Below are 21,960 nucleotides of genomic sequence, written 5' to 3' on the forward strand. Positions count from 1 at the left end.
CCGCGCCGCCTCCGGCAAGGACAGCGCCGCGTTCAATACGGCCGTCCCACGAGCAGACGGCTCAAGGTGGCGAATGCGACCGTGGGCAGCTCGTGCAGCTTGCGCACGACCACGGCGTTCGGATAGAAGGCTTCGACGGCGTCGTCGAGGATGCCGATGCCCACGAGTTCGATACCCTGCGCTTTCACCGCCTGCACGCGCGCGAGCAGGTCGGTGCGCAGCACGGCCGCGTCGCCGTCGCTCGTCGAGGGGTAGCCGTCGGAAAGCACGAAAAGGAGCCGCCGCCGCGCCTTGCGCTGCGCGAGCCGCGCGGCGGCCCAGGCGAGCGCTTCGCCATCGGGGTTCTCAAAACCGCATTCGATGGCCGCGAGACCGCTCAGGTCGCGCGCGCCGAAGCGCTTGAAAACGCGCAGATCGAGCCGCTCCACAAAACGGTTATAGCGCCGCAGGTCCGCGCCCGCCGCGCGCGCGCGCTCAGAGCGCTCGCGCATTTCGGCCGATTCGACCGAGCTGTAGCCGAGCACCTCCGCGTCGAACGCCAACTGCGTGAGCGCGTCGCAAAGCGCCGCCGCGCATAGCCGAGCGAGTTCGATCTTGCGCCCCGCCATCGAGCCGCTCAAGTCGAGCAGCAGCGTGACGACCGTGTCGCGCCCGCTCGCCTGGCGCGCCACGCGAAACGGTGTGCGATAGCCGCGCGAGGCCGCAAGGCGCGCAAGCGCCGCGCGGTCGATCTCGCCGCGCTCCTGCTCGCGCTTCCAGTGTGTGAGTTCGTCGGCCTTGAGCACGCGTTCGAGGTGGGTCTTGAGTGCGCCCGTCTCCGCGCGGGCAAGCGCGCGCAGCTTGCGCCAGGCGGCGGCGTCGCCCCGGCCGGTGAGGTCGGTGACGGTATCGAAGGCCGTGGTGAGCGGGATCGACAGGCGCGCTCGCGCGTGGGCGTCGCCGTGCGACGCGACGGCAGCGTGCGGCGCATCGGCTTCGGAAAGCGCTGCGCCGGCAGCGGATTCGGCCTCGGCCGCGGCCTGAGAGACCGTGCCATTCTCGCGATCGGCGTGCTCCGCCGATGCACCACCGCCCGGCGGCTCGATCTCGTCTTGCGCGCCGAATTCGTCCAAAGCTTGTGCGAGCCGCGCCGCTTCGTCTTCCAGGCCTTCGGCCGGTCCGGCCGTCTGCATCATGTTGTTCGCGCCGCGCGAGGCAAGCGAGCGCACGCCCGCCACGATCGCTTCAGCCGCGCGCACGCTCGCGCGCGTGGACCGGCTCGCGCGCGACGCCGCGAGCGGGCCGTCGATCGCGCGCAGCGCGGCGGCAAGCGCCGTCGCGTCACGCTCGCGCGCCCCTGGCGGGTCATCCGCTTCGGACCACAGCGCGCGCTCGATCGCCCAGACGAGCCGCTCGCGCCAGGCCAGCGCGTTCCAGCGCCACGCGATATCCGCCGTGCGCTGCGCGCGCCAGCGCTCGACATAGTGGCGCGCACCCGGATAAGCAAGCGCCAGTTGCGCGAGCACGCGGCGATCCTCGACAGCCTGCGCGATACGCCCCGTCACGCCCGCTTGCGGCGTGTCGAGGCGCGCGGCCTCGCTGTAGCGATAGCGCGCCGCCAGCAGGTCGAGCGCACCGAATAGCGCAGCCTCGCTCGCGGGGTCGTCAACCAGGCGCGCCGGCACCACGAAGCGCTCGCCTTCCACGTGCGGCTCACCGGCGCCGAACGCCACGCTCACGCGCGGGTCGCCGGTGAGCACGCGCGCGACGCGGCCGAGCGCGCCTTCGGGATCGCCGCTCGCGGCGAAGCCTTCGGCGTGAGGATGCGGACTGGACACGGCGGCCTCGGCGCTCAGGCGTCGAAGATCACGTGGTGGCGGATGATGCTGCGAATCAGCGCCGCGTCGTCCGCACTCACCTTCGCGTAGATCGCCGGGCCCGCCGCACGCTCGACATCGCCCGTGCGCAGCATCAGTTCGGCCCAGTCGATGAGCCGCCGCGTGGAAAACGCGCTCGCCAGGTCCTCGCGCGCGAACGCGGCGCGGCAGTCGGCGGCGATGGCGGCGAGCGTTTGCGCGAGCGGCCGCGTGAGTTGCGGCAGCGTGCGCAGCAATACTTCGGTTTCCTCTTCAATCGGGAGATAGTCGAAGAGATAGACGCGCCAACGATCGAGAAACGCCTCGTTGAGCAGATTCGCGCCCTGATACAAGTGGCGATATGCGCTCATCGCACCCGCCGCGTTCGCGGTGGCGAAGAGGCGAAACGACGCATGCGGCTCGACGATCTCGTTGCCGCGCTCCTTGAGCAGCAAACGTCCGTTCGGCTCCAGCACGGCCGTGAGCACCGCGAGAATGGAGGGCTCGGCAAAGTCGAGCTCGTCGATGACGAGCCAGTAGCCCTCGCGCATCGCCACGGGCAGCACGCCGTCCACCCAGATCGTTTCACCGCCCTTCACGGTCCAGAAACCGACGAAGTCGCCTGGCGTCGTCTGGCCGTTCATGTTCGCGCGCAGCACGCCGTGGTTCGTGCGCGCGGCCACCTGTTCGATGAAACTCGTCTTGCCCGAGCCCGTGTGGCCGATCAGCATCACGCGGCGATTCTCGACAATGTCCTGGACAATATCGTCGCCGCGCGCCGTGAAGAGATACGCCTCGTTCACGCGCGGCACGAGCGCGTTTGCGCGAGCGCGGGGCATGTCCACGCCGCCTATGCGCACGGCGGGCTGCGCGTCTGCGTGAGCGCCCCTCGCGGCTTCGGCCGCTTCGGCGACTTCGGCGGCTTTCGCCTCCCGCACCGCCGCCACGGCCTGCCGCAGTGCCTCCGAAAACACGCTGCCCGCCTGCGCGGCGCGCACTTCGTCGGCGTGCTGCGCTTCGGAAGCAAAGCCTTCGCGCCGCCACTTCAAAAGCTTGGCTTCGAGATTGTCGAGATCGATCTCGGTGTCGATATCCACTTCGTCGCGCTCGCCCTGACCATGCTCGATGCGGTACATATGCGCACGTGCGGAAGGCGTGACGCGCCACCATTCGCGCGCCGGGCCGATGCCGCGCGTGTAGAGACCGAGGGGGGCTTCGTCTTGCACGGCGGGTTCGGATGCGTTCATCGGCGGGAAAACGGGCGTGGGCCCTCGGCGCGGTCAATCGCCTCATCTTACGCGCGCGTGCCGCAGCGCGCAAAAACGGGGCGGATGCGAACCGCTCGTGTCCCGCAAGCGCAGCGAGGCGAAACCGCGCCGAGCTTCCGGCGCGCACCCAGGCGTGCTAGCGTGACGTTCGCCGCGCGCCGGATTGACCGCCAGCGCCCCGGCAACGCCTCGCCCCTCGCACGGAGACTCCCCGCCATGCCGCTCGCCACCCCGCCCGAACTCGACGACGAGCCCGGGCGCGCCCGCTCGCTCGCGCGTCACTACCCGCGCGGGCTGCGTATCGACGCGCACTCGCACACATGGGCGCAGGTGCTTTACGCCGTGTCCGGCGTGATGTGGGTGGAGGTGGAGCGCGAAGCGCTCGTCGTGCCGCCGCAGCGCGCCGTGTGGCTGCCGCCCGGCGCGCAGCACGCCATTCATATGCTCAGCGACGTGGAGATGCGCAACCTCTATCTGCACGAGCGTGACAGCCGGCACCTGAGCGCCAGTTGCGAGGTGTTCGAGATCAATGGCCTGTTGCGCGAGCTCATCACGAGCCTCGCCGAGCGCACGCGCGAAGACGACGACGCCTGGCTCGCCGCCGCCTGGCGCCTCGCCACGATCGAGCTTGCGCATGCGCCGCGCTCCACGTTGCGCATTCCGCTGCCCGACGCGTCGGACCGCCGCCTCGCCACGCTGTGCCGCGCGGTGATCGACAACCCTTCGGCCGAGATGAGCTTCGAGCACCACGCGGCAGCGGTGGGCGCGAGCGTGCGCACGCTCGCGCGGCTTTTCACTCGCGAGCTGGGCATGGGGTTTGCAGAATGGCGGCGTCAGGTGCAACTGGCCGTGGCGGTGTCGCGCCTCGCGGAAGGCCAGCCGGTGAGCGCCGTGGCACGCATGCTCGGCTACCTGCCGAGCAGCTTCAGCGACATGTTCCGCCGCGAACTGGGCATGCCGCCCAGCGAGTTCCGCCCGGCGGGAACGCTCGGATTCACGCGGGAAGCGCCAGCGGCGTCATAGCGCGCTGGCTCGCTCAATGCGGCGGCAGGTCGCCGATGAGCGGATACATGTCGGGCGTGTAGGCCATATTGAAGTAACCGGCCCGTGCGTAGCTCGCGATCCGTTCGAGGTGTTCGGGCTCCCGGGAGGCCACTTGCGCGCCGGACGGCGAATGCGTGCGGTCGTGGCGCGCTTGCACGCGCCGCGTGAACCAGGCCGGCATCGAAAGCTTGGGCATTGCGTGCTCCTTGACGAGCGTTGAACACCTCCAATCTAGACAGTGCGTCGCGCGCACGCAAACAAGCATTTCTTCGATGCATTGCACGGCGCGGGGGCGTGGCGTTCGCCCCCGCGCCGCGTATTAACAACTCATTAACCACTTCAAACTACGTTGCGCGTATCGCCGCGCGCGCGTCACTTGCCATAAACGTCGAAGTCGAAATACTTCTTCTCGATCTTCTTGTACGTGCCGTCCTTGATGATGCTGGCGATCGCGCCGTCGATCTTCGTCTTGAGCGCGGTGTCTTCCTTGCGCAGGCCGATGCCCGCGCCGTTGCCGAGCGTCACCGGGTCGTCGAGGTCGCCGCCCGCGAAGCTGTAATCCTTGCCGCGCGGCGTCTTCAGGAAGCCGACTTCGGCCTGCACCGCGTCTTGCAGCGCGGCGTCCACACGGCCGGCCAGCAGATCCTGATACACCTGGTCCTGGTTCTGGTACGGCACGACTTCCACGCCGGCGTTCGCCCAATGGGCCTTCGCATAGGCTTCCTGGATCGTGCCCTGCTCCACGCCCACGCGCTTGCCTTTGAGCGATGCGGCGCTCGGCTGGATGCCGGAGCCCGTCTTGGCGACGAGGCGCGTCGGCGTATTGAAGAGCTTGGAGGAGAACGCGATCTCCTTCTCGCGCACCGGCGTCATCGACATCGAGGAGAGCACGCCATCGAACTTGCGCGCCTTGAGCGCCGGAATCATGCCGTCGAAATCGTTCTCGATCCACACGCACTTCGCATCCAGACGACGGCAAATCTCGTTGCCGAGGTCGATGTCGAAGCCAACCAGCTTGCCGTCGGCCGCCTTGGATTCGAACGGCGGGTAGCTCGCATCGACGCCGAAGCGAATGGTGTCTGCCGCAAACGCCCCGGCAGAAGCCGTGGCGGCGAACAAGGCGACGGATACGGCTGCAAACAGCTTTTTCATGGGGATCCCCCTGGGTTCTGGGTATAGGTCGTGTTCCGGCCCGAACCGTGCCGGCTCAGTCACACATCAGTGATGCCATGGACGGTCCGGACGCAGCGTGCATCGCGAACGTGATCGACGTCGCGCAAGCACCTGCGCCGCGCAAGGTAGCAGTCCAGAATCCGTGCGTCGAGTGTTCAAAACTCGGGAGAAATGCCAGGGCGCGGCCCCGCCGGAACGCGATAGCCTGCCCAGACCGCACCGGTCACGTCCCTTTCTTTTTGCTTTCGACTTGTAACCGCCAATCACGAGACGCGGCGGCTGTAACGCGCCAAAACCTTACAAATAACTAACGTTTCGAAATTGGCGCACGAGTTGGTTAGACTGACAGTCCTGGCCTTTGCTGCGCGGCAAAGTTGGGCTTCGACGGCATGGCAAGGCGGCATAACAATCATGAGAATGCGTATGCAGCAACCCGACAGTCCCCGGTGGCATCGCGAGGCGGCAATCACGCCGCGAGCGCCGGCTTCGTTTCTTTCTTCACGCGTGAACCGCGCCGCAACGCGCGACGGTTTGACCTCCCGGAGGCAGGCATGAGCGACGTCCCGCAGGCGCAACCCGCGCCCCAGCCACCCGCTCCTCCACCGCCGCCCCCGCCTCCCGTGCCGCCCCCCCCGGCGCCGAAGCGCCGCAGCCGCGGCCCGCTGATTCTGGCTGTCGTCGTGATCGTGCTGATCGCGCTCGTGATCCTGCATATCGTGCGCAACAAGAAAACCGAGCACGGCGCCACGCCGCAGGTCGTCACCGTGGCTGCCGCCGCGCTCGGCCCCATGCCCGTCACGCTCAACGCGCTCGGCACGGTCACGCCCGTCGCCACGGTCACGGTGCTGCCGCAAATCAGCGGCTACCTGACCGAAGTGGGCTACAAGGAAGGCCAGGATGTCGTGAAGGGGCAGTTCCTCGCGCAGATCGACCCGCGCCAGTACGAGATCAGCAAGGAACAGGCGCTCGCGCAACTCGCGAAGGACCAGGCCCTTCTCGCCCAGGCCCGCGCCGACCTCGCGCGCTATACGCAGTTGAACGAGAAGCGGTCGATCGCCGAGCAGACCTACACCGACCAGCGTTTCCTCGTCCAGCAGTACGAAGCCGCCGTGAAGGCCGACATGGCCAACGTCAGGCTGTTCGAGCTCGACCTCATCTATTGCCGCATCACCGCGCCGGTCTCGGGCCGCGTGGGCCTGCGGCTCGTCGACCCGGGCAATTACGTGACCTCGTCGAGTTCCACGGGCATTGCCGTCATCACGACGATGAAGCCCACCACCGTGCAGTTCGCCATCCCGCAAACCTCGCTCGGCAGCGTGCTGGAACGCGTGAATGCGGGCGCGAAGCTGCCGATCACCGTCTTCAGCAGCGACAACACGCGCCAGCTCGCCACCGGCACGCTGTTCGCGCTCAGCAACCAGATGGCCACCGCCACCGGCACGGTCACGCTGCGCGCGAGCGTGCCCAACGACGACGAAGCGCTCTTTCCCAATGAGTTCGTCAACGTGAAGCTGCTCGTCGACACCATGCAGAGCGCCGTGCTCGTGCCCACGCCCGCCGTGCAAACCGGCGCGCCCGGCGACTATGTGTACCTCGTGAACGCCGACAACACCGTGTCGGTCCACAAGGTCACGCTCGGGCCGAGCGACGGCCGGCACACGGTGATCGTCTCGGGCTTGCAGGCGGGCCAGCGCGTCGTGACCGACGGGCTCGACCGCCTGAACGACGGCGCGAAGATCCAGCCCGCCGCCGCGCGCCCCGCCGCTCAGGCGGGCGCGGCCAGCGGCGCGGGCGGCAAGCGCGCCGCCGCATCGCAAGCCGGTTAAGCCGCGGACCACGCGCCGATGAATATTTCGCGTCTTTTCATCCTGCGGCCGGTCGCGACTTCGCTGTTGATGATCGCGATGGTGCTGGTCGGCCTCGTGGCGATGAAGTTCCTGCCGGTCTCCTCGCTGCCCGCGGTGGATTACCCCACCATCCAGGTGCAGACCTTCTATCCGGGCGCGAGCCCGAACGTGATGGCGACCACCGTCACCGCGCCGCTCGAAGTGCAGCTTGGAGAAATACCGGGCTTGCAGCAGATGATCTCGTACAGCTCCGAGGGCGCCTCGGTCATCACGCTGCAATTCGATCTTTCGCTGAGCCTCGACGTCGCCGAGCAGAACGTGCAGCAGGCCATCAACGCGGCCAACAGCTTCCTGCCGAGCGGCCTGCCCGCGCCGCCGACCTACGCCAAGGTCAACCCGGCCGACCAGCCCATTCTCACGCTCGCGGTCACTTCGAAGTCGATGTCGCTCACGCAGTTGCAGGACGCGGCCAACAACCGTCTCGCCACCAAGATTTCCGAAGTGCCGGGCGTGGGTCTCGTCACCACGGCGGGCGGCAACGTGCCCGCCGTGCGCGTGGAGGCCGACCCGCACAAGCTCGCCGCCTACGGCCTGAATCTCGACGACTTGCGCACGCTGCTCGCCAACGTCAACGTGAGCAACCCGAAGGGCAACTTCGACGGCCCCGAGCTCAACTACACGATCAATTCCAACGACCAGATCTCGGACCCCAGGGACTACGAAGACACAGTCATCGCCTATCAAAACGGCTCGCCCGTGTTCATGCGCGACGTGGCGCGCGTTTCCACGGCGGCGCAGGACGTGGAGCGCGGCGCCTGGTACAACAAGGCGCCCGCGATCGTGCTGAACGTGCAGCGCCAGCCGGGCGCGAACGTGATCGCCACCGTCAACCAGATCATGCGGCAACTGCCGCAGCTCGAATCGACGCTGCCCGCCGGCATGCAGGTCACAGTGGTGTCGAACAGCGTGGGCGTGATCAAGGCTTCGGTGAGCGACGCGGCGTTCGAACTCGTGCTCGCCGTGGCGCTCGTGGTGGCCGTGATCTTCGTGTTCCTGCGCAACCTGCCCGCCACCATCATTCCGAGCATTTCGGTGCCGGTTTCGCTCATTGGCACGCTCGCGGTCATGTACGAGCTGGGCTACTCGATCGACAACCTCTCGCTCATGGCGCTCATCATCGCCACGGGTTTCGTGGTGGACGACTCGATCGTGATGATCGAAAACATCGTGCGCTACCTGGAGGAAGGCGACAAACCTTTGCAGGCGGCGCTCAAAGGCGCGGGGCAAATCGGTTTCACGATTCTTTCGCTGACCATTTCGCTCATCGCCGTGCTGATTCCGCTGCTTTTCATGGGCGGCGTGATCGGGCGCCTCTTCAGCGAGTTCGCGGTCACGCTCGCCGTGACCATCGTGCTCTCCGCCGTGGTCTCGCTCACCGTGGTGCCGATGATGTGCGCGCGCATCCTGCGCGCCCAGGCCGAGCGCCACCCGAGCCGCTTCGAGCGCTTCAGCGAAGGGCTTTTCGACAAGACGCTCAATGCCTACGAGCGCGGCCTGCGCTGGGTGCTCGACCACCAGACGCTCACGCTCATCGTGGCCGTGATTACCGTGGTGCTCACCGGCCTGCTCTACGTCGTGATCCCCAAGGGCCTCTTTCCCGTGCAGGACGTGGGCGTGCTGCAAGGCATCAGCGTGGCCGACAATTCCATCTCGTACAGCGCGATGGTGCAGCGCCAGGCCGCGCTCGCCGAGGAAATTCTCAAGGACCCCGATGTGGTTTCGCTCACCTCGTACGTGGGCATCGACGGCATCAACAACACGCTCAACAACGGGCGCTTCCTCATCAACCTGAAGCCGCACGACGACCGCTCCGAAACCGCCGACGAGATCGGCAGGCGCATCCAGCAGTCGGTGGCAAAGGTGGCGGGCATCCGGCTTTACGTGCAGCCCGAGCAGGACCTCACGCTCGACACCACGGTTTCGCGCAACCAGTACAACTTCGTGCTGCGCGGGCCGAGCCAGGAAGCGTTCCAGCAATACGTGCCCGCGCTGATCGCGCGCATGAAGCAGATTGCGTCGATCCGCGACGTCACGAGCGACCTCAACACGGACGGCCTGTCCGTGAACGTCGAAGTGAACCGCCAGCTCGCGGCGCGCTACGGCATCACGGCGGCGACCATCGACAACGCGCTGTACGACGCGCTCGGCCAGCGCATCGTTTCGACCATCTTCCAGCAGTCGGACCAGTACCGCGTAATTCTCGTGGCCAAGCCCGAGTCGCTGCCCACGGTCGAGTCGATCGGCGACCTCTATCTGCCGAGCCAGACAAGCAGCGAAGGCCAGGTGCCGCTCAAGGGCATTGCGAAGATCAGCATCACGCGCTCGCCGCTCATGATCAGCCACCTCGCGCAGTTCCCGTCCGTCACGATCTCGTTCAATCTCGCCGATGGCGCCTCGCTTTCCGCCGCCGTGCGCGACGTGCGCAAGGCGGAGGCGGCCGTGAACCTGCCGCCCTCGATCACCTCGTCGTTCCAGGGCGCGGCGCAGGCGTTCGAGGACTCGCTCTCGAGCGAGGTGTATTTGCTGATCGCGGCGCTGGTGGCCGTGTATATCGTGCTGGGCGTGCTCTACGAGAGCTATGTGCACCCGGTCACGATTCTCTCCACGCTGCCTTCGGCGGGCATTGGCGCGCTGCTCGCGCTGATGATCGCGGGCAAGGACCTGGACGTGATCGGCATCATCGGCATCGTGCTGCTGATCGGCATCGTCAAGAAGAACGCCATCATGATGGTGGACTTCGCGCTCGAAGCCGAACGCGTGCACGGCAAGCCGGCGCGCGAGGCGATTTTCGAGGCGTCGCTGCTGCGTTTCCGGCCGATTCTCATGACCACGCTCGCGGCCATGCTCGGCGCGCTGCCCATGCTGCTCGGCAGCGGCACGGGTTCCGAACTGCGCCGCCCGCTGGGTCTTGCGATTATCGGCGGCCTCACGCTCTCGCAGATGCTCACGCTCTTCACGACGCCCGTGATCTATCTGTTCTTCGACCGCCTCGCGGAACGCTTCGGCCGCAAGCGCAAGCCTGAAGACGACACGGACAGCGGCGGCAGCAGCGCGCCACCCGCGCCCGAGGGCTCGCCGTGAACCTCTCGGCGCTCTTCATCCGGCGGCCGGTCGCGACTTCGCTACTCGCGATCGCGATCCTCATTTCTGGGATGCTGGCCTTTTTCCGGCTGCCGGTGGCGCCGCTGCCCAACATCGCCTATCCGGTAATCGTGGTGCAGGCCAACATGGCGGGCGCGAGCCCGGACATCATGGCGTCCACCGTGGCCGAGCCGCTGGAGCGCCGTCTTGGCACCATCGCCGATGTGAGCCAGCTCACGTCGATCAGCAATACGGGTTCTTCGCTTATCGTGGTCGTGTTCGGCCTGAACCGCGACATCAACGGCGCGGCGCGCGACGTGGAAGCGGCCATTCAGGCCGCGCGTGCCGACCTGCCCACCACCCTGCGCAGCAACCCGACCTACCGCCAGTACAACCCTGCGAGCGCGCCGATCATGGTGCTCGCGCTCACCTCGGACACGCTCACCAAGGCGCAGCTTTACGATTCCGCCGATTCGGTCATCATGCAGCAACTCTCGCAGGTGGACGGCGTGGGCCAGATCACGCTGGGCGGCGGCGCGCTGCCTTCGGTGCGCGTGGAACTGGAGCCGGGCAAGCTCAACAGCTACGGCATCGGTCTCGAAGACGTGCGCGCGGCCATTGGCGCGGCCAACGCGAACAGCGCGAAAGGCCATATCGACCAGGGCGAGCAGCGCTACCAGGTGCTCTCGAACGACCAGATCAGCAAGGCCGCGCCGTTTCGCGACGTGGTGATCGCCTATCGCGAAGGCGCGCCCGTGTTCCTGCGCGATGTGGCCTCGGTCATCGACTCCAACGAAAACATCCGCAACGCGGGCCTCTACAACGGCAAGTCGGCCGTGCTAGTGATCGTCTACCCGATGCCGGGCAGCAACGTCGTCAAGACCGTGCAGCAGATCCGCGCGCGCCTGCCCTCCATCGAAGCCGCGCTGCCCGCCACGATCAAGGTGAACGTGGCGATCGACCGCTCCGAGTCCGTGCGCGCCTCCGTGGCCGATACCGAGCGCACCCTCTTCATCGCCGTGCTGCTCGTGATCGGCGTGGTGTTCATCTTCCTGCTCTCGCCGCGCGCCACGCTCATTCCGGCCGTGGCGCTGCCGCTTTCCATCGTGGGCACGTTCGGTCCCATGTACCTGCTCGGCTACAGCATCGACAACCTCTCGCTCATGGCGCTCACCATCGGCACCGGCTTCGTGGTGGACGACGCCGTGGTGGTGCTGGAAAACATCGTGCGCCATATCGAGGCGGGCATGGAGCCGAAGGAGGCGGCGCTCAAAGGCGCGGGCGAAGTGGGCTTCACGGTGCTGTCCATGAGCCTTTCGCTCATCGCCGTGTTCCTGCCCATTCTGCTGATGCCCGGCATCGTGGGCCTGCTCTTTCACGAGTTCGCGATGACGCTCTCCATCGCGATCCTCATCTCGCTCGTGATCTCGCTCACGGTCACGCCCACCATGTGCGCCTACGTGCTCAAGCGCGAGGTGCTGCATCGCCAGCCGTCGCGCGCGGCCGTGTGGATCGACGCGCAGTTCGAGCGCTTCAAGCAGTTCTATTCGCGCACGCTCGACGTCGCGCTCAACCACGCGCGCCTCACGATCTTCATCCTGTTCGCGCTGCTCGTGGGCAATGTGTTTCTCGCGCGGCTGCTTTCGGGCACCTTCTTCCCCGAGCAGGACACGGGCATCCTGATCGGGCAGATCATCGCGGACCAGAGCATTTCGTTTACGGCGATGGAAAAGAAGCTCGCGCAGTTGCAGGCCATCGTGAAGGCCGACCCCGCCGTGGAGTCGGTGGCGGGCTTCACGGGCGGACGCGCGCTCAATTCGGCCACGGTGTTCGTCGAACTGAAGCCGCTTGCCGAGCGGCGCCTTTCGGCCACCGAGGTCGTGAACCGCCTGCGTCCCAAGCTCAATGCCGTTTCGGGCGCGCGCCTGTTCATGCAGGCGCAGCAGGACCTGCAAATCGGCGGGCGGCAGTCGGCGGCGGAATACCAGTACACGCTCACGAGCGACGACGCCGACGCCCTCTTCACCTGGGTGCCGCGCCTCGTGGACGAGCTGAACAAGCACCACGACCAGATGACGGACGTGAATTCGGACCTCCAGCAAAATGGTCTGGAGGCCTACATGACGGTGGAGCGCGCCACGGCCAAGCGCTATGGGTTCGACCCGAACCAGATCGACAGCGTGCTCTACGACGCCTTCGGCCAGCGCACTGTTTCGACCATCTACAACGCGATCAACCAGTATTTCGTCGTGATGGAAGTGGCCCCGCAGTACTGGCAGTTTCCGCAGTCGTTCCAGGACATCTGGCTGAGCACGGCCGCGGGCAATGCGAGCGGCGCTGCGCAAACGCAAATGCCGTCAAGCGTCATCTCGGGCGTCACGCCCTTCACGGCCGTGACCACCGCCGGCAACGCGTCGAGCAGCACCAACGCCCGCAACGCCAACGCCGTGGCCAACCAGCAGAACAACTCGATCGCGAACAGCAAGGGCGGCAGCTCCAGCGGCAGCGCGGACAGCACGGCCGCCGAAACAATGGTGCCGCTCATGGCGCTCATGAACTGGAAAACCCGCCATACGGCCACCCAGGTCAATCACCAGGGCACGGAAGTGGCGGGCACGATCTCGTTCAACCTGCCCAAGGGCGGCTCGCTTTCGGAGGCCGGCAAGATCATCGAACAGGCCGAGCGCGACATCGGCATGCCGGCGTCCATTCACGGCGAGTTCGCGGGCGCGGCGCAGGCCTACGCGCAGTCCATGGGCGTCGTGCCGCTGCTCATTCTCGCGGCGCTGGGCGTGGTGTACATCGTGCTGGGCGTGCTCTACGAAAACACCATCCACCCGCTTACGATCCTCTCGACGCTGCCCTCCGCCGGCATCGGCGCGACGCTCGCCATGCTGATCTTCGGCACGCCGTTCTCCGTGATCGCGATGATCGGCATCATCCTGCTGATCGGTATCGTGAAGAAGAACGGCATCATGATGGTCGACGTGGCGATCCAGTTGCAGCGCCACGACAACATGGACGCGCGCAGCGCGATTCACGAAGCCGCCGTGGTGCGGCTGCGCCCGATCATGATGACCACCTTCGCGGCCGTGCTCGGCGCGGTGCCGCTCGCCATCGGCATCGGCCAGGGCGCGTCGTTGCGCCAGCCGCTCGGCGTGACCGTGATGGGCGGCCTGATCCTGAGCCAGGTCTTTACGCTGTACACCACACCCGTGATTTATCTGTTCCTCGACCGCCTGCGCGCGCGCGTGTCGCGCTGGACCGCTCGCCTGCCGTGGAATCGCCAGGCCGATGAGAGCGCATCATGATGAAGACCCGCCTAACCCGATCGCTCACGCGTGCCGTCACGCGAACGTTTGTGCCCCCTGCTTCGCGTGCGTCGACGCTCGCACCGCTTGCTGCCCCGCTTGTCGCCCCGCTTGCCGCCACGCTGCTGCTCGCGGGCTGCATGGTCGGGCCGGACTACCATCGCCCGCAGGTGGCGGTGCCCACCACGTGGAAGGAACTGCCCGGCTGGACCCAGGCCGAGCCCGAAGCCGCGCAAGGCCCCAAAGGCGAATGGTGGGCCGCCTTCCAGGACCCGCTGCTCGACGAACTGGAGCCGCTCGTGGCCGTGTCGAACCAGAGCGTGCGGCAAAGCTATGCGAATTACCAGGAGGCGCTGGCCGAAGTGCGCGTGGCGCGCGCGAGCCTCTTCCCGACCATCGGCATCACCGGCTCCGCCGCGCGCGAGCGTTCCTCAACGGGCACGCTCAGCAGCGTGAGCAGCATCACGTCCACGCCGAGCGGCGCGCGCATCGTCAACGGCGGCACGCTGGAGGCCAACGCGAGCTGGGACATCGACCTCTGGGGCCAGGTGCGCCGCCAGATCGAGGAGCAGTCGGCCACGGCGCAGGCAAGCGAGGCCACGCTCGCCAATGCTACGTTGTCCGAACAGATCGCGCTCGCCAACGCCGTGATCGACCTGCGCGTGACCGACGCCGACATCGACCTGCTCACGCATACCGTGCAGGCGTACACGGACTTCCTGCGCGTGGTGGCCGACCAGGACAGCGCGGGCACCGTGGCGCCCTCCGACCTCATTTCCGCGCGCACGCAACTCGAAACCGCGCGGGCCAACCTCATCGCACTGGGTGTGGCGCGCGCGCAGTACGAGCACGCCATTGCGGTGCTCGTGGGTCGCAATCCCGAAGACGTCACGATCGCGCACAGCGCGAAACTGCCCACCCTGCCCGCGATCCCCACGGGCGTGCCCTCCACGCTGCTGCAACGCCGCCCCGACATCGCGACCGCCGAGCGCCAGATGGCATCGGCCAATGCGGCGATCGGCGTGGCGGTGGCCGCGTACTATCCCGCGATCTCGCTCACGGCGCTCGACGGCTTCACGCAGTCGCCGCTATCGGGCCTGCTGCATATGAGCAACTATGTATGGTCGCTCGGCGCGAGCGCGACGCAGACGCTCTTCGACGGCGGCCAGCGCAGCGGCCAGGTGGCGGCCGCGCGCGCGAGCTACGACGCGGCGGTGGCGAACTATCGCGGCACCGTGCTCACCGCATTCCAGGGCGTGGAAAACGATCTCTCGGGGCTGCGCATTCTCGCGCAGCAGGCCGAAGTGCTCGACTCCGCCGTGCGCGACGCCACACGCGGCGCACAGATCGCGCAGAACGAGTACGAAGCGGGCACCGTGGACTACACAACGGTCGCAACGGCCCTCGCCACGCAGTTGACCAATCAGCAGAGCGCGCTCAACGTGCAACAGCAGCGCCTGCTGGATACGGCTTCGCTGATCGGCGATCTGGGTGGCGGCTGGTCCGGCGAACTGCACGACGCGCAACATCCGGCGCGCGCGGCCGCGAGCGCTTCGGACGCTGCCGCTAGCGGCACGAGCGCGAATCATTCGGCAAGCGTCGAGGCCAATCAGCCGCACAACGCCGCCGTCAGTCCCTGATCAGTTGCACCGATCGCGCCGGCGCGGCTGCACCGTGCCGCGTAGAGAGAAGCCGCGCTACGCGCGCGGCTTGGTTTCCGTAACGGGCATGGCCGAGGCCGGCAAGCCGAACACGGAATCGAAGATCAGGTTGTAGACATACGCGTAGACGAGAAAGAACATCGAAAGGCCGATGTCCATCAGGAACGATTCGAGCAAGGACACGCGCAAGGTGAGCGCGATCATCGGCACGAGGAACACCATGAGGCCGGCCTCGAAGCCGACCGCATGCGCGATGCGGCGCGCCACGCTGCGCCCGCGTTTGGCCTGGCGGGCCTCCCAGCGCTCGAACAGCATGTTGTAGACGAAGTTCCAGCCCACCGCGATCAGCGACGAGAACACGGCGGCCGCGCCCGCGCGATCCATGCCGCTGCCCGAGAGCGAGGCGAAACTCGTGCTCGTGATGAAAAGCGCGAGGCCCTCGAACAGCGTGACGTAGACGATCCGGCGTTTGATGCCCTGCATGGACTCGCGCCCTCGCGAAAATCAGCCCAGGTCGGTGAACACCGTTGCCGCAGGCAGGCGCGACTTCGGCAGCTTCGCGTTGAAGTCGTCCGCGCTGTGGTAGCCGAGGCCGATCACCACGAGCGCGGTGAGGCCCTGCTCGCGCAGGCCCAGTTCCTCGTCGAGCGCCTGGGCGTTGAAGCCCTCCATCGGGCAGGCGTCGATTTCGAGCGTGGCAGCGCCGATGAGCAGCGTGCCGAGCGCGAGATACGCCTGCTTCTCCATCCACGCCGGCAGGTCGCTGCGCTCGCGGTGCAGGTTCACGTAGAACGAGCGCGTCTTTTCCTGACCCGCCTTCGCTTCCGCATTGGCGAAACGGCCGTCCGCCTCTTCCTGGGCGAGCACCTGGGCCAGATGCGCTTCGTCCATGTCCGTGCGCACGCACAGCACCACGACGTGCGAGGCGCGGCTCACCTTCGGTTCGTTGTATGCGAAACCTTCCATGCCCTTCGCAATGCGCGCGCGGGCCGCGTCGCTGTGCGCCAGCACGAAGTGCCACGGCTGCGAGTTCACCGAGGAGGCGCTGAAGCGGATCAGCTCCTTGAGCTCGTCAATGACGGGCGCGGGAATCTTGCGGGCGGGGTCGAACGCCTTGGTGGCATGGCGGGCTTTCGCGAAGCGGGTGAGGTTCAAATCGTTTCTCCATCCTGTACGGTCGGCCGACGTCGTGCATCGCGGTTTTCACCGGCGTTTGCAGCCGTAATCGGCAAGCCCGACATCGTACCAGCATGCGGCACGGCGCGTGCGGCGCACCCCGGGCGTCGCGCGCGTGCGCTATGCTCGGGGCAGATCCGCCGCCCCGGCACGCCAGGAGAACCGATCATGCGCCAGGCCCTTCATCATCTGCATGTGAGCACGCGCACGCGCGGGCTCGTGGAAATCAGCGCCCAGGTGCGCGCGTTCGTGCGCGAGCAGCGCATCGCCACGGGCCTGCTCACGCTCTTTTGCCGCCACACCTCGGCGTCGCTGCTGATCCAGGAGAACGCCGATCCCTCGGTGCGGCGCGATCTCGAACGCTACTTCGAGACCATCGCGCCCGAAGACCCGCGGCGCTACGAGCACGACACCGAAGGCCCCGACGACATGCCCGCGCATCTGCGCACGGCGCTCACGCACACGCAGCTCTCGATTCCGGTCGAGCACGGCCATCCCGTGCTGGGCACGTGGCAGGGCGTCTATCTGTTCGAGCATCGCAGCGAGGCCCACACGCGCGACGTCGTGCTGCATCTGATTGGCGAATGAGCGACGAACGGGCGACGAACAAGCGGCAAGTAAGCGGCAAATAAGCGGCGAGCGCCCACGCTGTGACCGTGCGCCCGGCGCATCTGCGCAAAGGCGTGGCGCAAGCGCTATGCTACGGCTTTCGCTCAACCGAACCACCGAGGGTTGCCCCAAATGACACAGTCCGCCGGATCCATGATTTCCTTTACCCGCCCTGACGGCCAGACGCTCCAGGGTTATCTCGCCAGGCCGGAGAAGACCGAAGGCGCGCCCGCCATCGTCGTGATCCAGGAATGGTGGGGCTTGAATGACCAGATTCGCGGTGTGGCCGACCGGCTCGCGCAGTCGGGTTATCTGGCGCTCGTGCCCGACCTCTATCGCGGCAAGACCACGGTCGAGCAGGAAGAGGCGCACCATCTGATGACGGGCCTCGACTTCGCCGACGCGGCCTCCCAGGACGTGTACGGCGCGGTCAACTACCTCAAGACGCTCACCGACCGCGTGGGCGTGACCGGCTACTGCATGGGCGGCGCGCTCACCCTGCTCGCCTCGACCATGATCCCGGGCCTTTCGGGCGCCGTGGTGTGGTACGGCTTCCCGCCGCTCGAATACATCGACGCGAGCAAGATCACCGCGCCGATCCTCGGCCATTTCGCGACCCAGGACCAGGCCTTCAGCATCGAAACCGTGGCGACGCTCGAAACGAAGCTCAAGGGAGCCAACGTCGACGTCGAATTCCATCGCTATCTCGCTCACCACGCGTTCGCAAACGAAACCGCCGTGGGCCCGACCCGCATCGCCATCACGCAGTACGACCCGGTCTGGGCGCAGCTTGCGTGGGACCGCACGCTGACCTTCTGGGGCCGCACGTTGTGGCCGCAACGCGCGGCGCGCTAAAGCGCCACGCCCCGCCCCCCGCAGCGGCGGCATCGCGGCGCGCTCTGGCCCGAAACTGTCGTAGAATCGGCGTCGCCCCGTCTTGCGCGGGGCGACGCCGATTTGCATTGCAGCGCCTTCGTCCATGCCTTCCAGATCGTGGAGAATCATGACGTCGCTCCTTCATCATCCCGCGGTACTCCTCGTCACGTTGCTCGTGCTGTTGCCGCTTGGTGCCGCGCTCGGCTCGAACGTGCTGCACAAAGGCTTCCCGCTGGCCGAGGAGGGGCGCGAGAACTACAAGATTGTGCAGGGCGCGACGCTCACGCTGCTCGCGCTGCTGATCGGCTTCACGCTCTCGATGGCGGTGAGCCGCTACGACCAGCGCAAGAACTACGAGGAAGAGGAGGCCAACGCGATCGGCACAGAGTATCTGCGCGCCGACCTCATTGGCGGCGAAGGCACGGCGCGCACCAAGGCGCTGCTGGTGCGCTACCTGGAAGCGCGCATCCGGAATTACCAGACGCGCGACGCGAACGAGCTTGCACAGATCAACCGCGCGACCGGCGAGCTGCAAGCGCAGCTTTGGGCCGAGGTGCGCGAAGCCGCGAAGGCGCAGCCCAATCCGGTCACGGCGCTCGTGGTGGCGGGCATGAACGATGTCATCAACACCCAGGGCTATACGCAGGCCGCGTGGCTCAACCGCATTCCGGTCTCGGCGTGGGGGCTGATGATCGTCATCGCGTTCTTCAGCAACATGATGCAGGGCTATGGCGCACCCAGCAAAAGCGGCCGGCGCGTGCTGCTGCTCGTGCTGCCCGTCACGGTGACGCTGTCGCTCACGCTCATATCCGATATCGACAGCCCGCGCGGCGGCTTCATTCGCGTCGCGCCGCTCAACATGATCAGCCTTGCGCAATCGTTGGCCGCCACCCCGTGAATCGACGCTGCGCGTCTGCGGGAAGGCCCCTCAAACCATGAAAATCATCCGCTCGAAAACCTTCACCGCCGCACGCCCGTGGGGCGCGCTCGACATCGCCAACATGAACGGCACGACGGTGCGCCTGCACTGGACCGACCAGCCGTACAAGTGGCACGTGAACGACGGCGAGGAAGTGTTCGCCGTGCTCGACGGCGTGGTCGACATGCATTACCGCGAAGGCGGCGCGGAGCACGTAGCGGTGCTCGAAGCCGGCGACGTGTTTTTCGCGGGCGTGGGCTGCGAGCATGTCGCCCACCCGCGCGGCGCGGCGCGCATTCTCGTGGTCGAACGCGAAGGCAGCGTGTAAGCGGCGCGGCGCCCTGCGCCCTGCGCCCAAAACACGGCATGCGCCATTTCCACTAAACTTGGCGGCCTGACTTCGTTCCCGCCGTTCGCGCCGCCCTCAGCCCGGCGTTGCAGACATTCAAGGACCTCGCATGAGCGATCTTTCCGCGTTTCCCATCACCCAGAAGTGGCCCGCGCAACATCCCGAGCGCATTCAGCTCTACTCGCTGCCCACGCCCAATGGCGTCAAGGTATCGATCATGCTGGAGGAAAGCGGCCTCGCCTATGAGCCGCATCTGGTGCGCTTCGACGCGAACGACCAGACGTCGCCCGCCTTCCTCTCGCTGAACCCCAACAACAAGATTCCCGCGATCCTCGATCCGCATGGCCCCGGCGGCCAGCCGCTCGCGCTCTTCGAGTCGGGCGCGATCCTGATCTATCTCGCCGACAAGACCGGCAAGTTCCTCGCGCGTGAAGGCGCGGCGCGCTACGAGACGATCCAGTGGGTCATGTTCCAGATGGGCGGCATCGGCCCGATGTTCGGCCAGGTGGGCTTCTTCCACAAGTTCGCCGGCAAGGACTACGAGGACAAGCGCCCGCGCGATCGCTACGTCGCCGAATCGCGGCGTCTGCTCGCCGTGCTCGACCAGCGTCTCGAAGGCCGCCAGTGGATCATGGGCGACGAGTACACCATCGCCGACATCGCGACCTTCGGCTGGGTGCGCAACCTGGTCGGCTTCTACGAGGCCGGCGATCTCGTGGGCTATGCGGACTTCAAGAACGTCGAGCGCGTGCTCGATGCGTTTCTCGCGCGCCCGGCGGTCCAGCGCGGCCTCAATATTCCGGCGCGCGACTGAGCACCGCACCACGCGCGGCGCGTCACGGCTGCGCCTTCACGCGCGCCGCGACGGCGTCGGCCACTTCGGCCGCCGCGCGGTCCACGTTCTTGCGATCGTCGGCGCGCGCGAGCACGAATTTCGCCGCCGCCACATAGGGATTGAGCGCAATCGCCGCGCCGGCACCCGGCCCGGCGTGGCTCGACTCGCTGTCGATCACCTGATAGAGCGGCTGTGGCGGCGCGGCCGCGAGATCGTCGACGGCAACGGCCAGTTCGATCTGGCTCGCGCCCGCACCGAGCCCCACCACCGCGCGCCGCATGCTGTTGCCTTCGTCCACGCTCAGGAACACGCCGCGCACGAGCCAGCCCTGCGCGGGCGGCGGCGCGCCGCTGGCGAGGCGGCGCGCGTCGAGGCCCTTCGCGCGCAAGTCGTTGACGAGCGCGTTGGCCAGTTTCTCGACGATCTGCTGCGCCTGCTGCTGGGGATTCTGGTGGCGCGACAGCGGCCGTGGCAGCAGGCCGCCGGCAAAGTGACGCGCATTCTCCACGGGATTCGAGTCCTGCTTGACGTTGGCGGCATCGAGCTCGAAATCCGTCACGTAGACGACCGGCGCGCCGGGCACCGGACCGGGCGCCGCCGGCGCGCTCAACACCTGTGCGCCAGCGAGCGGCGCGAACACGCACAGCCACAGGGCCGCGAGCAGATTCCCACTCCATCGCGTTTTCATCGCAAGCTCCCGTATGTTCGTGATTGCGTTCATGAGCGGTGCTTCGTGCTGGATGCGGACCGCCACTGCCGGATCGCCGCATGACATCGCACGTGGCATTTCGCCTGGGAATCCATAACACAAATACCCGCCGCGAGATCGACAGCTTGCCGCATTCTCCGCGCGCTCCCGACCACAATAATCATAGTCTCGCGCTGTGAACGCGCCGACGATCGTGGCCCACTCACGCGTCGAGCAACCCAAGGCGCCCAAGATCATGCGCGAGCGCACCGGCGTCGACAAAGTGGCGCGCCTGCAAACCCGCGGCGAGCGCACCCGTCACGTTGGCTTCGCTGTCATCGATGAACAGCGTTTGCGCCGGCTGCGCGCCGAGCCGCGCAACGCAACCCAGGTAGGTCTGCGCCGCGGGCTTGATGGCGCCGAACGCCGCCGACGAATAGATTTGCGCGCCGAACAGCCGGGCAACGGGCGGATTCAGATAGTCGAGATGATCGGTAACGAGCGCGCAGTTGTTGGTCAACACGGCGATGCGGCAACGCCGCGCCACGCGCGCCGCGAGGGCGAGCGCCGCATCGTTGGGCGCGATCGAGGCGCGCCGCGACGCGAGCCACACATCGCGCGCCACTTCGCAGCCGAGCATGGCGCCTAGCGCTTGCAGGTACGCTTCAGGCGTGAGTTCGCCCGCGTCGGCGCGCGCTTCCAGCCCGGAGTCCCAGATGGCGTGACGCACGGCATCGGGCGCCGCGCCCGTGGCGGCGGCGAGGCTTGCGACGCGCGCGTCGCGGTCATAGCGCGAAAGCACGCCCTCCATGTCGAACAGCACTACGCCGATCGCCGCCATTCGCCGCTCCCGCCATCCCAAGTCCGCAGCCGATCATACCGCCGTCGCCTCCGCTATTGGCGCGCATTGATCGCGCCCCGAAACCGTCCGGCGAATCCGGGTAAACTGGGCCACATGGACACCTGCCGTTACTGCGGAAAGCTGCGCGACGAATGGGATTGCCACGGCCCCGCGTGCCGCCGGTCCATCGCGCAAGCGCTGCACCGCCAGCGCAAGGGCTTGCCGATGGTGGCGAACACCATCCGCAACGAGATTCCCGCCGACGCCACCACTGGCCAGATCATCACCGTCCTTTCGCGCCAGCGCATGCGCGCGCGGCGCGGCAACGAGGAGCGCCGCGAGCGCAAGGCGCTGGAGGGCGCCGACGGCGAGTGAGACCCACGCTCG

The 21,960-nt window shown here is 67.1% G+C and carries 19 protein-coding genes; 11 read left to right on the plus strand and 8 right to left on the minus strand.

The features are described from left to right. Positions 1-32: 32 nt before the first annotated feature. Both C7401_RS14805 and C7401_RS14810 read right to left on the minus strand, forming a co-directional pair. Entirely contained in the window at positions 33-1,817 is a 1,785-nt protein-coding gene (locus tag C7401_RS14805) for a cobaltochelatase CobT-related protein (RefSeq protein ID WP_112172145.1), read from the minus strand. A 14-nt stretch (positions 1,818-1,831) separates the two neighbouring features. Next, positions 1,832-3,082 carry an AAA family ATPase gene (locus C7401_RS14810; protein WP_112172146.1) on the minus strand — a complete coding sequence of 417 codons (1,251 nt, stop codon included), beginning with the start codon at positions 3,080-3,082 and terminating at the stop codon, positions 1,832-1,834. A gap of 237 nt (positions 3,083-3,319) precedes the next feature. Here C7401_RS14810 and C7401_RS14815 point away from each other — a divergent pair, with 237 nt between their 5' ends. Beyond that, positions 3,320-4,126 carry an AraC family transcriptional regulator gene (locus C7401_RS14815; RefSeq protein WP_112172147.1) on the plus strand — a complete coding sequence of 269 codons (807 nt, stop codon included), beginning with the start codon at positions 3,320-3,322 and terminating at the stop codon, positions 4,124-4,126. Positions 4,127-4,139: 13 nt separating this feature from the next. Here C7401_RS14815 and C7401_RS14820 read toward each other — a convergent pair whose 3' ends face one another. Together C7401_RS14820 and C7401_RS14825 are read right to left on the minus strand one after the other, a co-directional pair. After that, positions 4,140-4,343, minus strand: coding sequence for a hypothetical protein (locus C7401_RS14820; RefSeq protein ID WP_112172148.1), 204 nt, complete (start codon positions 4,341-4,343; stop codon positions 4,140-4,142). A 176-nt stretch (positions 4,344-4,519) separates the two neighbouring features. Beyond that, the gene (locus tag C7401_RS14825) at positions 4,520-5,299 is read right to left on the minus strand and encodes an ABC transporter substrate-binding protein (protein ID WP_112172149.1); all 780 of its coding nucleotides are present in this window, start codon (positions 5,297-5,299) and stop codon (positions 4,520-4,522) included. Between the two features lie 572 nt (positions 5,300-5,871). Here C7401_RS14825 and C7401_RS14830 point away from each other — a divergent pair. From C7401_RS14830 to C7401_RS14845, 4 genes are read left to right on the plus strand one after another with little or no spacing between them, the layout of a single operon-like run. Continuing rightward, positions 5,872-7,146: an efflux RND transporter periplasmic adaptor subunit gene (locus tag C7401_RS14830; RefSeq protein WP_112172395.1), complete on the plus strand. Its 1,275-nt coding sequence runs from the start codon at positions 5,872-5,874 to the stop codon at positions 7,144-7,146. 18 nt (positions 7,147-7,164) lie between these two features. Beyond that, a complete protein-coding gene (locus C7401_RS14835; protein ID WP_112172150.1) occupies positions 7,165-10,308 on the plus strand; it encodes an efflux RND transporter permease subunit in 3,144 nt (1,047 codons plus the stop codon). Beyond that, positions 10,305-13,619, plus strand: a complete 3,315-nt coding sequence (locus tag C7401_RS14840) for an efflux RND transporter permease subunit (RefSeq protein WP_112172151.1) — start codon at positions 10,305-10,307, stop codon at positions 13,617-13,619. The genes C7401_RS14835 and C7401_RS14840 overlap by 4 nt, the downstream gene beginning before the upstream one ends. Beyond that, positions 13,616-15,259, plus strand: a complete 1,644-nt coding sequence (locus C7401_RS14845) for an efflux transporter outer membrane subunit (protein ID WP_258397071.1) — start codon at positions 13,616-13,618, stop codon at positions 15,257-15,259. Before C7401_RS14840 ends, C7401_RS14845 begins: the two co-directional genes overlap by 4 nt. A gap of 57 nt (positions 15,260-15,316) precedes the next feature. Here the strand turns inward: C7401_RS14845 and C7401_RS14850 are convergent, their stop codons facing one another. Together C7401_RS14850 and nfsB are read right to left on the minus strand one after the other, a co-directional pair. Next, positions 15,317-15,763 carry a PACE efflux transporter gene (locus tag C7401_RS14850; RefSeq protein ID WP_112172152.1) on the minus strand — a complete coding sequence of 149 codons (447 nt, stop codon included), beginning with the start codon at positions 15,761-15,763 and terminating at the stop codon, positions 15,317-15,319. Between the two features lie 21 nt (positions 15,764-15,784). Further along, complete coding sequence (nfsB, locus tag C7401_RS14855; RefSeq protein ID WP_112172153.1) at positions 15,785-16,435, minus strand: oxygen-insensitive NAD(P)H nitroreductase; 651 nt, start codon at positions 16,433-16,435, stop codon at positions 15,785-15,787. 189 nt (positions 16,436-16,624) lie between these two features. Here nfsB and C7401_RS14860 point away from each other — a divergent pair, with 189 nt between their 5' ends. From C7401_RS14860 to C7401_RS14880, 5 genes are all read left to right on the plus strand, one after another. Next, entirely contained in the window at positions 16,625-17,044 is a 420-nt protein-coding gene (locus tag C7401_RS14860) for a secondary thiamine-phosphate synthase enzyme YjbQ (RefSeq protein WP_112172154.1), read from the plus strand. Between the two features lie 153 nt (positions 17,045-17,197). Continuing rightward, a complete protein-coding gene (locus C7401_RS14865; RefSeq protein WP_112172155.1) occupies positions 17,198-17,920 on the plus strand; it encodes a dienelactone hydrolase family protein in 723 nt (240 codons plus the stop codon). Between the two features lie 148 nt (positions 17,921-18,068). Further along, a complete protein-coding gene (locus tag C7401_RS14870) occupies positions 18,069-18,839 on the plus strand; it encodes a bestrophin-like domain (protein WP_112172156.1) in 771 nt (256 codons plus the stop codon). Positions 18,840-18,876: 37 nt separating this feature from the next. Then, on the plus strand, positions 18,877-19,188 hold the full coding sequence (locus C7401_RS14875) for a cupin domain-containing protein (protein WP_112172157.1): 312 nt from the start codon (positions 18,877-18,879) through the stop codon (positions 19,186-19,188). 130 nt (positions 19,189-19,318) lie between these two features. Then, positions 19,319-20,023 carry a glutathione S-transferase N-terminal domain-containing protein gene (locus C7401_RS14880; protein WP_112172158.1) on the plus strand — a complete coding sequence of 235 codons (705 nt, stop codon included), beginning with the start codon at positions 19,319-19,321 and terminating at the stop codon, positions 20,021-20,023. Positions 20,024-20,045: 22 nt separating this feature from the next. On the opposite strand, the gene C7401_RS14885 is transcribed toward C7401_RS14880, so the two are convergent. Beyond that, on the minus strand, positions 20,046-20,732 hold the full coding sequence (locus C7401_RS14885) for a DUF4410 domain-containing protein (RefSeq protein ID WP_112172397.1): 687 nt from the start codon (positions 20,730-20,732) through the stop codon (positions 20,046-20,048). Between the two features lie 223 nt (positions 20,733-20,955). After that, positions 20,956-21,573, minus strand: coding sequence for an HAD-IA family hydrolase (locus tag C7401_RS14890; protein ID WP_112172159.1), 618 nt, complete (start codon positions 21,571-21,573; stop codon positions 20,956-20,958). 114 nt (positions 21,574-21,687) lie between these two features. On the opposite strand from C7401_RS14890, the gene C7401_RS14895 reads away from it, so the two are divergent. Then, positions 21,688-21,948, plus strand: coding sequence for a hypothetical protein (locus C7401_RS14895; protein ID WP_112172160.1), 261 nt, complete (start codon positions 21,688-21,690; stop codon positions 21,946-21,948). The last annotated feature ends 12 nt before the right edge of the window (positions 21,949-21,960 follow it).

Source organism: Paraburkholderia unamae (genome assembly GCF_003268775.1).
Taxonomy (GTDB): Bacteria; Pseudomonadota; Gammaproteobacteria; order Burkholderiales; family Burkholderiaceae; genus Paraburkholderia; species Paraburkholderia unamae.